Origin of the sequence: Limnospira sp. PMC 1279.21, from assembly GCF_032349615.1 — a bacterium.
Classification (GTDB): Bacteria; Cyanobacteriota; Cyanobacteriia; order Cyanobacteriales; family Microcoleaceae; genus Limnospira; species Limnospira fusiformis.
Map to the genome: position 1 here is coordinate 1 of NZ_JARPLU010000133.1, position 14098 is coordinate 14098.

At 44.7% G+C, this 14098-nt stretch carries 11 protein-coding genes and 1 pseudogene; 6 read left to right on the plus strand and 6 right to left on the minus strand.

Translation table 11 applies throughout. The features are described from left to right. Nucleotides 1-49 precede the first annotated feature (49 nt). Together P5683_RS17915 and P5683_RS17920 are read left to right on the plus strand one after the other, a co-directional pair. Nucleotides 50-478, plus strand: a pseudogene (locus P5683_RS17915) (HNH endonuclease); the annotation flags it as partial. Between the two features lie 145 nt (nt 479-623). Next, nucleotides 624-1511 (plus strand): alpha/beta fold hydrolase, encoded by an 888-nt coding sequence (locus P5683_RS17920; protein ID WP_006623757.1) that lies wholly within the window; start codon nt 624-626, stop codon nt 1509-1511. Here the strand turns inward: P5683_RS17920 and P5683_RS17925 are convergent. From P5683_RS17925 to glmM, 4 genes are all read right to left on the minus strand, one after another. Continuing rightward, nucleotides 1482-1985 carry a GNAT family N-acetyltransferase gene (locus P5683_RS17925; protein ID WP_006623756.1) on the minus strand — a complete coding sequence of 168 codons (504 nt, stop codon included), beginning with the start codon at nt 1983-1985 and terminating at the stop codon, nt 1482-1484. The genes P5683_RS17920 and P5683_RS17925 overlap by 30 nt on opposite strands. Before the next feature lie 316 nt (nt 1986-2301). Next, nucleotides 2302-3465, minus strand: a complete 1164-nt coding sequence (gene hpsO / locus P5683_RS17930) for a hormogonium polysaccharide biosynthesis glycosyltransferase HpsO (protein WP_315640772.1) — start codon at nt 3463-3465, stop codon at nt 2302-2304. Between the two features lie 284 nt (nt 3466-3749). Next, nucleotides 3750-5378 carry a hormogonium polysaccharide biosynthesis protein HpsL gene (gene hpsL, locus P5683_RS17935; RefSeq protein WP_006623754.1) on the minus strand — a complete coding sequence of 543 codons (1629 nt, stop codon included), beginning with the start codon at nt 5376-5378 and terminating at the stop codon, nt 3750-3752. 156 nt (nt 5379-5534) lie between these two features. Beyond that, complete coding sequence (glmM, locus tag P5683_RS17940; protein WP_006668522.1) at nt 5535-6998, minus strand: phosphoglucosamine mutase; 1464 nt, start codon at nt 6996-6998, stop codon at nt 5535-5537. Between the two features lie 332 nt (nt 6999-7330). On the opposite strand from glmM, the gene P5683_RS17945 reads away from it, so the two are divergent. Continuing rightward, nucleotides 7331-9016 (plus strand): hypothetical protein, encoded by a 1686-nt coding sequence (locus tag P5683_RS17945; RefSeq protein WP_035759187.1) that lies wholly within the window; start codon nt 7331-7333, stop codon nt 9014-9016. Nucleotides 9017-9152: 136 nt separating this feature from the next. Here the strand turns inward: P5683_RS17945 and ilvB are convergent, their stop codons facing one another. Then, on the minus strand, nt 9153-10991 hold the full coding sequence (ilvB, locus tag P5683_RS17950) for a biosynthetic-type acetolactate synthase large subunit (protein ID WP_006668524.1): 1839 nt from the start codon (nt 10989-10991) through the stop codon (nt 9153-9155). A gap of 425 nt (nt 10992-11416) precedes the next feature. Here ilvB and P5683_RS17955 point away from each other — a divergent pair, with 425 nt between their 5' ends. Continuing rightward, nucleotides 11417-11755 carry a P-II family nitrogen regulator gene (locus P5683_RS17955; protein ID WP_006616905.1) on the plus strand — a complete coding sequence of 113 codons (339 nt, stop codon included), beginning with the start codon at nt 11417-11419 and terminating at the stop codon, nt 11753-11755. Nucleotides 11756-11869: 114 nt separating this feature from the next. On the opposite strand, the gene rdgB is transcribed toward P5683_RS17955, so the two are convergent. Next, the gene (gene rdgB, locus P5683_RS17960) at nt 11870-12451 is read right to left on the minus strand and encodes an RdgB/HAM1 family non-canonical purine NTP pyrophosphatase (protein WP_006668525.1); all 582 of its coding nucleotides are present in this window, start codon (nt 12449-12451) and stop codon (nt 11870-11872) included. Nucleotides 12452-12548: 97 nt separating this feature from the next. Here rdgB and P5683_RS17965 point away from each other — a divergent pair, with 97 nt between their 5' ends. Together P5683_RS17965 and P5683_RS17970 are read left to right on the plus strand one after the other, a co-directional pair. Beyond that, nucleotides 12549-13136 (plus strand): hypothetical protein, encoded by a 588-nt coding sequence (locus tag P5683_RS17965; RefSeq protein WP_223064657.1) that lies wholly within the window; start codon nt 12549-12551, stop codon nt 13134-13136. Between the two features lie 7 nt (nt 13137-13143). Next, nucleotides 13144-14016 (plus strand): alpha/beta hydrolase, encoded by an 873-nt coding sequence (locus P5683_RS17970; RefSeq protein WP_315640774.1) that lies wholly within the window; start codon nt 13144-13146, stop codon nt 14014-14016. Nucleotides 14017-14098: the final 82 nt, after the last annotated feature.

Consider the following 14098-nt stretch of genomic DNA (forward strand, 5'->3'; position numbering starts at 1 on the left):
GTCATCTCGTCCTCTCCATTATACGTCCTAAGTGTTCTGTCTTGTGCTATACTTTAGACCCGGAACGGTCAAGCTCAGTAATGGGAAAGAAAGGCATGAAACTTGGTTATTCCAAACCGAGGACGGTCATCAGTTGTGGAAACATAACTACACGCCGATTGTCAGACATACCCTAGTGCGCCCCGAAGCAACACTTTATGACGGAAATTGGACTTACTGGGCAACCAGAAAAGGACAAGCAATCGACACGCCAGCAAAGGTAGCCAAACTACTCAAAAAGCAAAAAGGCAGGTGTACCTGGTGTGGGCAATACTTTACCCCATCAGACCTAGTTGAAGTAGACCACATTGTAGCTCGAAGCCACGGTGGAAAGGATGAATACAAGAATCTTCAGCTACTGCACCGCCACTGCCACGATGATAAGACGGCGTTAGATAACGCCAACGCTGTGTCCATAACAATGGAACAATCAGACTAGGAGCCGTATGAGGGGAAACTCTCACGTGCGGTTCTGAATGGGAGGGGGAGATGGTGACATCTCTCTCGACCCCTAATTATGTCAATTATAGGGGAATCATCTGCTTAGTACGCAAGTTTTTAGCTGGTGACGGATTCAGAGTAGGATGTTATCTATGGCAACTATTAAAATCCACAGCGTTGGACACGCCTATGATCTGACGGAGCCAATAGATGGGTCCAATGTTGTTGTATTTATTCATGGCTGGCTGCTGAGTCGTCGGTATTGGCAACCTGTAATCGATCGCCTAAAACCTCAGTATCAGTGCTTATGCTATGACTTGCGAGGGTTTGGCGATTCTCAGTTAGCCAGTCGCCATCCATATTCTTGTGACTATGCTCCGGCTTCTTATGCTCAGGATTTAGGGATATTACTCGAGGAGTTAAATATCTCTAAGGCTTGGCTTGTGGGACATTCTTTAGGGGGGACGATCGCACTATTAGCGGCACAGCAATTGAGTGATCGCATTGCGGGGGTGGTTTGCGTGAATGCTGGTGGTGGTATTTACCTAAAAGAGGAATTTGAGCGTTTCCGAGTCACAGGGGAACAAATTGTCAAGTTTCGTCCGCGATGGCTTTGTTGCCTACCTCTAATTGATTTGCTGTTTACCAGGGCGCAAGTCGCTAGTCCGGTTTCTAGGGAATGGGGCCGCCAGCGATTAATTGATTTTGTGATGGCGGACCCAGAGGCGGCCTTAGGTGCTTTATTGGATTCGACTACGGAGACAGAAGTGCATCGCCTCCCCCAAGTGGTGGCTCAATTACAGCAGCCTGTGTATTTTTTGGCAGGAATGTGCGATCAGATCATGGAACCTCAATATGTTCGCCACCTGGCTAGTTTTCATCATCTGTTTCGCAGTGGCTATCAAAATGTGATTGAACTTGCTAATTGTGGACATTTAGCCATGATCGAACAGCCTGAGCAAGTGGTTGGTCACTTACGGGATATTCTGGCTCAACATGGCTCAACACAAGTGCAGCCCCATAATCACTAAATCCCGTTTGACTCCATCAATGACAGCTATCTGTGGGAGATAACCCCATTGTTGAAAGCCAAAACTGTCAAAGAGTTTCAGGCTGGGTTGGTTATGGGCAAAAATTAGAGCCAGTAGAGTTTCACAGCCAAACTTTGGCCCTTCTTCTATGGCTTGATAGAGTAGTTTTTTGCCAATTCCCTGTCCCTGATAGTCGGTGTGGATGTAGATACTCAGTTCAGCACTGGCATCATAGGCGGCTCGCTTCTTAAAGGCTTGAAAGCTCAACCATCCAATTATGCGATCGCCAATTTCCACCACCCATAGGGGACGTTGGGCTGACTGACATTCCCGATACCAGCCTAACCGACTCTCAACGGAAATTGGCTCTAGGTCAGCCGTGGCGATTTTTTGGGGAACGGCTAAATTGTAAATTTCGATAATTTGGGGTAAATCGTTTTCGAGTGCATCACGAATTTTCAAGTTATTCTCCATAAACTCCCGTACACAGTTTATTGGCAGTTGCTCACTCAGGCTTTGACCACATATTCTGAGTGTGAATATTTGATTCCCAGCAGCTTAAATATAAACTTGAAACAATCATTCAGATATGCCTTTGGCTAGTTTATGGTCTGGTTAGTGCTTTGGTCAGTAATCTTGAGAGCGCGGAAAGGATTTGGGGCTGCCAGTGGTGGTTTCATAATGCGATCGCTTTCTAATATTAGGGGTAACTGTAGAGAAATCGGTATTTTAGACTACCAATTTCTATGGCGGAACCTGTGTCCTTGGCAAATACTGCATTTTCCTGGAGTTAAAGTTGTTTATAGAATTCTAGCTGTTGCTTGGCTAGGGCGTGGTTAGTGTAGCAGGACTGGGCGCGCTCATATCCCCGTTGACCTAGCTCTTGGGCAAGGTCTGGGTTACTGATTAACTTTTCGAGGCAGTCGGCTAGGGCTTCGGGGTTCCCTTCGGGGAAGACTAACCCAGCTTGGTCAATTACATAGGGAATTTCCCCAGAGTCTGAACCAATTAGGGGAACTTGGCAAGCCATAGCTTCGATGAGAACGTGGCCAAATTGTTCTTTCCAACCCACGGAAGTTAGGGTTTTAAATTTGTAGGTAGTTTCTGAGGGTAAAACTAGGGTATTCATGACGTTGATATATTGCCAAACCCGGTCATGGGCAACACTTTCAACGATAATTAGCCTATCTTGAATGCCTAATTCTTGGGCTAGGTCTAAAAGTGGCGATCGCAACTCTCCCCGCCCTAGTAGTAACCATTTCCAAGGGTGATGTTTAACCTGAGCTAATGCTTTAGCTAGGGTGATGAGTCCTTTTTCTTCCACAAACCGACCAACGAACCCTACCACAAACGTATCGGGTTCAATGCCTAGTTCCGCCCTTAATTCTGGTTGGGGTTCCGGTTTAAATAGGGTTTCATCGACTCCTAATTGGGGCATCACCTCCATCGGTCCTTGATATCCATGGTCGCGCAAAATTTCCGCCCCATCCTGGTTTCCTACAATAATACCATCAGTGTTACCTAGGTTATATTGTTCCAGTAGCGACACGGGAAATTTGAGAGTATATGGTAAATTCCACCAGGTAAAAAACACATTTTTAGCGCCTATTCCTAGCAGTTTATTCAGAGTAATAAATTCAGCAAATGTTAAGGCTTTTGCCCCTTGTTCTACTTGGATAATATCAGGCTTAAACGATTGTAACAGAGGAATTAGATCCAGACCAAAAGTGAGCAAACCTTGGTTATTTTGACTGAGGTTAGATATAGGAACCACCTGAAAATTCCCCTCATCCACAGGTTCAGATTTAACCCGCTCACTTTGGACACCGCCAGGGTTCCAAAGACGAGGTACAACCACGATCACCTCAATACCAGGTTCAAGGTTAGCTAAAACCCGCAGTTTCTCCCGGTTGAGGTCAACAATATAAGTGTGACTAGCGACAATAATTTTCATGGCTATCAATTGCCTGTTGTTTGCTAATTAGGTCGAGGGTAAAGGTTAATGATTGATATTGCATATTCCCACGGCTTAAATAAGCCGTAGTTAATCAACAGCTCACCCGTGCTATACCATAAATATAGTTTATCCTAACTGTGGCAAAAAAGCTAATTGAGAGACCAGGAGACACCCAACTAGACCACCAGGTGTTTGGGGAATAATTGTGGCTGTGTTCCCAGGCATTTATTAATCATGCTTGCCAGTTTTTGATAAGTTTTTCATCAAAAGATTGTTATATATTAGATTTCATCTTCATCTAATTCTCCTTCTTCTATGAGTCGTTTAATTTCTTGCTTATCAATTTCTGGTAATTTATAGATAACCCCAGCAAAGTACCAATAATAAACCGCTACCGGGTCAACATCGAGGGGATAATAATAGGTGTTGTAACTAATCACCAAAACAAACACCCAGAAAGAAGCCCCAAAACTGCGGATACTTTTGTCTTTAACGGAACGGTAAGTTTTAAAAGCTGTGAAAGTAATCACAGTTACAAAAAATAGAAAGGCGATAGTCCCTAGAGGTCCAATTTCATAAATGAGTTTAGGATAGTAAGTTTCAATCAATCGAGTTCTGCCAAAAACACGAGCCGAGTTAGTCGCCCGTCCTAGACCATTACCAAAGATTCCCTGTTGTCCACCACTGCTGTGATCAAACTGGTCAGAAATAAAGCCAGTGGGGGGGGAAGCATTCCATCGACTGACAAAACTATCAACTCTTTCCTGAATTACTTCTGGGTTAGTAATCATGACTATACTCAAAAGTAATCCGAGACCTCCAGCAATAGGAATAAAGCGCTTTAGATTAGCAATTTGTCCAGTGAGAACCAGTAGAATAATTGTCACGACTGGCACTAATGCTAAGGCAATACGCTGTCCAGAAATCACAGCATTAACAAATACTAATGCCATGCCAATTAATCCGGTTATACGCCATTTCCCTGATGGATCACTAAAGGCTGTAGCAAAGGTAAAAAATGCGTTAGCAATTAAAAACCAAGCCCACTGCCAAGGAGCGACAAAGGTTCCCGGAAGTCGGATCATATTTTGGGAGGGGCTAAAAACTAAAGAACCGCCTACGAAACACTTATACTCGATGGTTGCTTGAAACAGATCATCCCCTGTCAGATGGTCAGTTCCTTGACAGCGACCACTAGCAAGAAATTGGTATTGTACCATCCCCAAAAGGCAACAGATAATTGCCAGTATTAGAGTCAGGCGAGTGAGAAACAGCAAATCTTTTTTGTCTCTAATGTGGTAGTAGGCACAGGTCATTAGTGGAATATAACCCATAAATACCTTTAAACCCAAAATTCCCATAGCTATGGGTTTATCGCCCGGTCTGGGGTCAAGTTGTTGCAAGCCATTCACACAAATGATGGTGAGAATACAAAAACCCAAAAGAATGAGCAAAGGTTGTTTAATAGCCTTGGGAATAATGATAGGGAGTCCTTTACTTTTCCAGTCTTTATACATAGAAGCTAAGGCTGGAAAATAAAAGCCATCTTTGGCAAGCTGAAATATGACATTTCCGCCCCCAATCCAGTAAGTAATAGTTCCAGAGAAGGGCATATAGATTAGGAAACCCCACAGACCATGGCGGGGGTATTTATAGCACAGAACCAAGACTAATATGCCACCACCACCAGCAATGGCGAGTTTTTCATCTTTGACGAAAAACAGAGCCACCCCAACGATCGCACCAACAATTAGAGTGGGAATTACAGTGCCTAGAACAGCTTTAACGTCTTTAGCAAACTGGCGCTGTTTAGCTTTAAGTTGGGCTTTAGTTAGGGTCGGCTTTTTCTGCTGTTGTTTGGAGTTTTTTTTCCGGGACTTCTTTTTTTTAGATTTAGTCTTAGATGCCATTTTGGGTTCAATTCTAAGTTGGGCAGTAACTAGGCATTTGTAACTTGCTCCCCGACTAAAAACCGCCTTGGTTGGTCACGCTAATCCAAATTATATACCAACAACTAGGGGACTGCCGAATCTGATCCGCCCTGTTATCCCCATCATGAGGAGAGATTAGGCAATTAAGTATTGTTGCACCACTCCCACTAAGCGATCGCACCAATATTGCACCAGATTAGGGTTAGCCGCTTCTACCATAACTCTGATCAGCGGTTCAGTACCAGAAGCGCGCACCAGTATGCGACCTTGATCCCCCATATCAGCTTCAGCATTAGCGATCGCATTTTGTAGAGGTTCGCAGTTTTTCCAATTACGGCGGCTGTCCGGGTTCTCAACTCTGACATTTCGTAACAGTTGAGGATAGGTGAGGAAACTATCATCCACCAGTTGGTTGAGCGATTTTTGCGATCGCTTCACTAAAGCTGCTAGGTGTAATGCTGTCAGTAGACCATCTCCTGTGATGCTGTAGTGATGACAAAGGATATGGCCCGACTGTTCACCCCCCAACATAGATCCCGTGCGCTTCATTTCGCTGTGGACGTGCTGATCTCCCACCGGGGTGCGGATCATTTTTCCTCCCAGTTTTTCCCAGGCTCTCTCAAATCCCAAGTTTGCCATAACCGTAGAAATAATCAAATCCTGGGGCAGTTGCTCCGCGTTTCTGAGGGTCTGACCCCAGAAGTATAGGATATAGTCCCCGTCAACGGTACGACCCTGGCTATCGACCGCTAACACCCGATCTGCGTCCCCATCAAAAGCAAATCCTAAATCCGCTTGATGTTCTACAACCGCTTGGCGGAGTAGGTCCAGGTGCGTAGACCCACAGTTAACATTAATTTTGTGACCGTCGGGAGACTCATGTAAACAAATTACTTCCGCCCCCATTTCTCTAAATACTTGGGGGGCAATATTTACCGCCGCACCCCAAGCCAGATCCAACACAACCCGCATTCCCTGTAGGTTAGTAGTTGGTAGCAGGGGACCATATAGCGAATCAGCATAATTCTGGATTAATTCCGGTCTGTAGTAATGTTGTCCACACGACTCAGAATAAACCGGGAACGCTTCCGCCCCGCGTAGGGCTGCTTCTATTTGCTTCTGGAGGTCGCTGGAGAGTTTTGTGCCGTCTGCGCCAAAAAATTTGATTCCGTTATCTTCTGGGGGGTTGTGGCTGGCGGATATCATCACCCCGCCCATAGCTTTACAGGTTTGGGTGAGGTAGGCTACTCCCGGAGTAGGACAAACTCCTAAATTCCATACTTCTAGTCCGGCTGCCGTTAACCCCGATGATAAGGCCATCGCTAACATATTACCCGAAATCCGGGTATCTTGTGCCAGGATGACTGGCCCTAGATTTTCCTGTTGCTGGCGGAGAATTTGTCCGGCCCAAAAGCCTACCTGTAGCGCCAGTGGCGCGTTGAGAAGTTCTCCGACTCGCCCGCGAATGCCGTCTGTACCAAATAGGGGACTGCTAGGAAGTTCCCCCCCAAATGCGGGACGGGTTTTGGCGGGGTTGACTGCATTTGCTACTGGGCGGGATAGTTTGATGTTCTGGGAAGGGACTGGTGTTGATACCATGTTTTTCACTCCTCTCGATGTTCACACACTCACAGAGGAGGATAGCACGTCCGGAACTGAGGAACCTTGATCTACAATTCAAGTCTTGAGTTGATGTCTGGGAGCGTATCAGGATATTTTAAGTTTTGCGATCGCCTTTCATTAGCACTCAGCTAATCATTATGGCCATGACCTAGCTAGACGTAGTTAGGGGTTATTTGGTTCCTAGATTTAAGGGTCAACTGATAGGATTGATAGGATTTTATGTTATTCTCAATCCCTTGACAGCCTCTGGGGTCGAGACTGATACTGAGAGCATATTCAATTCATCATTTGGGGAAAAGTTAAGTTTAATGTTCAAAATTAATCAAGGGCGATCGCTGATTATTTATCCGGCTATATTAGTTGTGATTATCGCTCTAGCCGGAATAGTTTGTTATTATCCTATTATTAACTCATTTTTTCTGTCAGATGATTTAGTTTTAATTGCCATCTTTCAACAGGTCGGCCCTTGGGGATTGTGGGTCAATCAACAACATGGTCAATCCTTGTTTTTTCGTCCGGTTCTGAGTTTAATCAGTTTCCTAGATTATCAAATTTGGGGGAATTATCCCCTCGGTTATCATTTAACTAATTTGGGATTCCATCTCAGCAATGCTTTAGCAGTAGGTTGGATTGCTAGTTTATTAGTTCGGAATTTTCCCATTCGTCGCCACTATAAAATAGTTTTACCCTATATTTCCGGGTTTGTATTTTTACTACTTCCTAGTCACACCGAAGCAGTTTCCTGGATTTCCGCGCGCACAGATGTCATCTCTAGCTTTTTTGGGTTTGTCGCTTTTATCGCTTATTTAATCGGCAGAAATTCCCGATATAAATATCCTTATATATTATCCCTGCTCCTATTTTTTATGGCAGTGTTATCCAAGGAATCTCTCGTCACCTTTCCTGGGTTGATTATTTTGTTTGAAATTTACCATTATTTTACCCATAAACAAGATGGTAAATTGTGGAAAAAAAGACTAGGCTTAATTATTCCATATTTGGCAGTTTTGGCGGTTTATTTTATCTGGAGAGTTATCAAAATTGGTACACTGGTAGGGGGATACGGCGAGGATATTCATTTAAGGTTTGATTTCGGTCATATTGCCCAAAATTTGATTATCTACCCAACGAGAACTTTTCTTCCCCCTATTTTTAACTCTAGTTTTAGTCTGTGGTTATCGATTTTTTGGCTAATTGTTCTCCTGTCCTTGGCTTGTACTTCTTTACTGTTTAAAAGCCGCACTCCCGACCCAAGTATCCCGCCTTTACTGCTGTTTTTAGCAGGTAGTTTTTTTGTCGCGGTTTTACCTGCTATTAATGTGTTTGTGTCAATTACAGATACCCAAGGGGAAAGATACCTCTATTTCGGTTCTGGGTTTGCGTCAATTTATCTAGCCGTAGTCCTAGCGTGTTTGTGTATGAATATCCGGCTGATTTTGGTGGTTTCCTCAATTTTACTGTTGATTTTTGGGTTAACTGTTCAATCTTTGAACCAAAATTGGCGGGTGGCTGGTTCCATTTCTCAAAATATTCTTTTGGGAATGTTACAAGATCACCCTAATCTCCCCGCTATTATTACTGCTATTCCTGATAATTATCGGGGTGCTTATATTTATCGGACCGGTTTAATACAGGGTTTGTATCTATTTGGGGGAGGTGAAAAATATGCGATCGCATTTAATCGCGAACCCGGTGACGGACCCTTTGAAAGGGTACAATTTACCACCAATAACATTCAGACAGTCATGCACCATAATTTACGGGAATTGGACGATACAATTTTAATTAGACAAGATACCCCAGAGATTTATCAATTCAACTTGTCTAACCCGGAAACTTCCTTTTTACCCTGGCCGAAAAATTCCTTAAAAACTCTTGATTACGAAGTGATTAAGTTTGCACCCACCCAATATCAGCTACTCTTAAAAAATCCAGATTTGGCTGACCATCTGATTTTCTATTCCGACGGGAGGTTAACCGCTTCTCCCTATTAATTTGACTGCTAGGTGTCAGCATAACCCCTCATCGAGAATTGACACAGTAGAGACAAGACCAACCCTGTCTCTACTTATCGACTAATCAAAGCACCACCGAATCATTGCTGATGTCTGACAGGTGATAGAGGAGTGTTTATAGTTTAGTGCCACACTCAGGACAGAAATTGTTACTCGCGACATTTTTCGCGCCACAATTACTGCAATAGATTAACTCAACCGCTTTTTCTAACTGGCGGCGTTCAGGTAATCCTATCATCTGAGCATTACTCCTTCCTGGTGCTACCATAGGATAACAATTTTCATCCTTGGTAACATGAACATCCATCAGCACAGGACCCTCATAAGCCAACATTTCTGCTAGTGCTTGGTGTAATTCGTCACGACTCTTAACGACCATGCCTTTTACGCCATAAGAACGTGCTAACATTTCAAAATCTGGCATTCCGATTTCCATGTTAGAAGCCGAATAACGCTCACCATAAAAGGCTTGTTGCCACTGGCGGACCATACCTTGCCAACCGTTATTAATAATTACGGTCTTGACATTTATGCCATATTGTGCTATGGTTCCGAGTTCTTGGATGTTCATTTGCACACTGGCATCCCCAGCAATACAAATCACCTCGCGATCGCTCAAAGCCACTTTAGCTCCCATAGCCGACGGGATACCATAGCCCATAGTTCCTAACCCAGCGCTAGATATCCACTGACGGGGGCCATTTTTCAAAAATTGAGCCGCCCACATTTGGTGCTGACCCACATCCGTGGTATAGTACGCATCCGGTGCCATTTTTCCTAATTCTGCGATCACCTCTTGGGGAGAGAGGCTATCAGAATAAGAGGGAACCACCAGAGGATAATCTTCCCGCCAACGGTTAATCCGCTCTAACCACGATTGAGTTTGATTATCGTTCCCGACATCTCCAATTTCTCGGCAGCGGCGCAACAGGTCTATCAACACCTGGCGAACATCTCCGACAATTGGCACTTCCGGGGTCCGGTTTTTACCAACTTCCGCCGGGTCAATGTCAATATGAATCACCTTCGCCCTAGATGCAAATTCATCAAGTTTCCCGGTAACGCGATCGTCAAACCTAGCCCCGACAGCTATGAGCAAATCACATTCACTAACAGCAAAGTTAGCATAGGCTGTTCCGTGCATCCCCAACATTCCCACAGATAGGGGATGCTTTTCATCAAAAGATCCTTTCCCCATTAATGTGGTAGTTACCGGAATCTGAAAAAGCTCTGCCAATTCCGCAATTTCTGCATGGGCTCCGGCCGAAATCGCCCCACCACCGACATACATCAGGGGACGTTCTGCTTCTTCTATAAGTTTAATGGCTTGGTTGATTTGGCGAACATTGCCTTTAACCGTGGGACGATAGCCAGGTAGAGAAACCTCTCCTGGATTAACGGGAATATAGTCAAATTCTTCCAAACCTACGTCTTTGGGAACGTCTATGAGTACCGGACCGGGACGGCCTGTGCTGGCAATATGGAAGGCTTCTGCGACAATGCGAGCCATGTCACCCGGTTCACGAACCACATAGGAATGTTTGACTATCGGTAGGGTAATGCCGAAAATATCTGTTTCCTGGAAGGCATCCGTACCAATGGCGGGGCGCGCTACCTGTCCGGTAATGATTACCATTGGTATAGAGTCCATGTGGGCGGTGGCAATGCCAGTCACTAGGTTAGTGGCTCCTGGTCCTGATGTACCAAAGCACACTCCCACTCGTCCGGTAGCTCTGGCATACCCATCCGCCGCGTGGGATGCCCCCTGTTCATGGCGAACTAGGATATGCTGTATATCGCCCTCGGCTTCGGCTCGATACAGTTCATCATAAATGGGGAGAATGGCTCCACCAGGATAGCCAAAAATGTGCTGTACGCCATGACGTTTAAGACTATCAATGAGCGCAAACGCACCTGTTGCACGCTTGGCAGCAATTTTAGTTTGAAGTTGCACGATCGCTCCTCTAATTTAACTATATTGTTGAGTTAAAACCTCTATTTTAGATAAGGATTTTGTTTAAGGGGACTGGACGGTTAGGGTTTTAACAAGATTTTACATTGTTCAGCCACCACTATTAAGCCTAACGGTTGGCTCCGATAGGGTTAGGGGGTCGAGGCTTTCCTGCAATTGTATCACGATTTACCAATTGCGGGGCTTTGATAGTGATATCAAATGGTTTGGGCTATGTATGGCTGAATAAATCGGGGTCGAATGTCTACTCCCTGGGGAGATTTGCATCGAACTGGTAGTATCTTAGATAGCTGGTGAGCTGATCTCAAACAAAGTTCGACCGATTGCCTGGAAGACCTGATCAGCAGGCAGTAAACCCAACTGCCAAGTGTAGGATTGTCAAACAGTAAGCGTTAGGAGTGAAAACCTTGAAAAAGATAGAAGCCATTATTCGGCCATTTAAACTTGATGAAGTCAAGATTGCCCTGGTCAATGCTGGCATTGTTGGAATGACAGTTTCGGAAGTTCGCGGGTTTGGCCGCCAGAAGGGTCAGACTGAGCGTTATCGGGGTTCGGAATATACAGTTGAGTTCCTACAAAAACTCAAGGTGGAAATTGTGGTCGAAGATGAGCACGTTGATATGGTTGTAGAGAAAATCGTATCGGCCTCTCGTACAGGTGAAATTGGAGACGGTAAAATATTTGTCTCTCCAGTTGAGCAAATTATTCGTATCCGCACAGGAGAAAAGAACCTAGAAGCAATTTAAACGCTTTCCGCGATTATTCCCCGCCATGAAGCCTCTCCCACCTGGGGAAGTAGTGGTGGGAGTTTCTTATCCACGCCTTGAGACGATCGCTATGTCGATCAGTGGCCGGGTTGACTATCCCTTGAGAAGGGCACTCAGTTGGGGAAGTAATAGGTCAAAGGCTTTTCCTCGGTGGGAGATTTTTCGCTTGAGTTCTGGAGACATTTCGGCAAAGGTCATTTGCTGCTCAGGAACATAAAAAATGGGGTCGTAGCCAAAGCCTCCTTGACCTTGGGGGGTTTGGGCAATCACTCCTGGACATATTCCTTGGACTTGTTGGACAATAGAACCATCAGGACGAGATATGGCGATCGCACAAATAAATTGAGCGCTACGGTCGGCCGCGGTTTCCAGTTCTTTGAGTAATTTACTAATGCGATCGCTATCGGTGGACGCATACCGGGCTGAATATACTCCTGGCATTCCCCCTAGGGCATCTACGGCTAGTCCTGAATCATCTGCGATCGCCCATTCTCCCGTCGCCTTTGCCACTTCACTGGCTTTTAGGCAGGCATTCTCCAAAAATGTCTTTCCGGTCTCTTCAACCTCCAAATTATCCGGCTTAAGCTGCAATTTGACATCGATACCACCTAGATAAGCCTGCATTTCATTTAACTTACCAGGGTTTCCGGTTGCCACTACTAATAGTTTGGTCATATCATGCACCTGAAATCTGCTTGATTAGCATAAATCACCCCAGACGGTTAATATATATTGATAATTAATTTCTGAGGTGCTGAGGGGTTTAATTGTTTTGTCTACGGAAATTGACAATTCAACAACTATAACTACTGTTATCTGTCCAGGATTTCACCCGCCCCATTTTACGGCTCAGTTTTTGGATAGATTGGGAGTAGACTGGGGGGATAATGGGCTGTTGGTGTTTCCGGCTGATCTATCTTCCCCTCTCTCACCGCGAGCCCTGGGGGAGTTTTTACAGGCTAATCTTGGCGCGCGCCATAGCACACCATTGATATTTATTGGTTTTAGTGCGGGTGTGGTGGCTGCTATGGTAGGCGCTTACAGATGGCAACAATCAGGGGGTCAGGTGAGGGGATTAATTGCGATCGATGGTTGGGGTGTTGGTCGGGTCGGGAATTTTCCCTTTTACCGTATCAGTCACGATCGCTTTACTCACTGGAGTTCTGGGCTATTAGGTGCGGGTGATGGTGGTTTCTATGCTGACCCGCCTGTAGAACATTTGGACTTATGGCGATTTCCTCACCAGACCTGGGGCTGGTGGCTGGAAACTGGGTTAGTTGGCTTAAAAACAGCTTCTCCTATGATGGCATCTGAGGCAATATTTGCTATATTAAAAAAACTTGGCAAATTACCAAATTGATAGCTTGATGATTAGTTTAACTCAGCAGCCCGATAGTTCTTATATTACCATTAATGGCGTAGAACACTATTATCAATGGGTGGGAACTCCCTACCATGGGGAAACTTCTAAGCCGGTTATGGTGTTTATTCATGGTTGGGGTGGGTCGGGTCGCTATTGGGAAAGTACCGCTATGGCTTTGGGCGATCGCTTTCATTGTTTACTTTATGATATGCGCGGTTTTGGTCGGTCTAATCGCCCGGCTGTAAATGATAGCGATCGAGGTTATGAATTAACCGAATATGCTCAGGATTTAGCCGCCCTTTTACAGGCTTTAAATATTCCCAAAGTCTATATTAACGCTCACTCTATGGGGGCTTCCGTGGCTGCCATTTTTATGAATCTTTATCCGTCCATGGTAGTTCGGGCTATCTTAACCTGTAGTGGCATTTTTGAATATGATGAACAATCTTTTACTACTTTCCATAAATTCAGTCGCTATGTAGTCATGTTTCGCCCTAAATGGATGGCAAAACTGCCTTTAATTCATCAAATATTTATGGCGAGATTTCTGCATCATCCCCTACCTAGTCAGGTCAGCCGAGAATTTTTAGAGGATTTCTTATTAGCAGATTTTGCCGCCGCCTATGGTACTGTTTTAACATCCGTTAGCAAAGAAGCTACCCAATGGTTTCCCGAAGAATTTAAAAAGTTAACAGTTCCTACCCTCTTGGTAGCTGGGGAATATGACCAAATTATCCCTATGGAAATGGCTAAACAAGCGGCTACTCTCAATCCTAACGTTCAGCTTAATATTTTACCAAATACTGCCCATTTCCCCATGTTAGAAGACCCTACAAATTACCTTAAAATTATTCAAGAATTTTTAATTGATAATTAACAATTGTAGGGGCGGGTTCTGCTGTCAATTACATTTCCCGACCAGAAGATGAATAAACCCGCCCCACCCGGTCATTAATTAC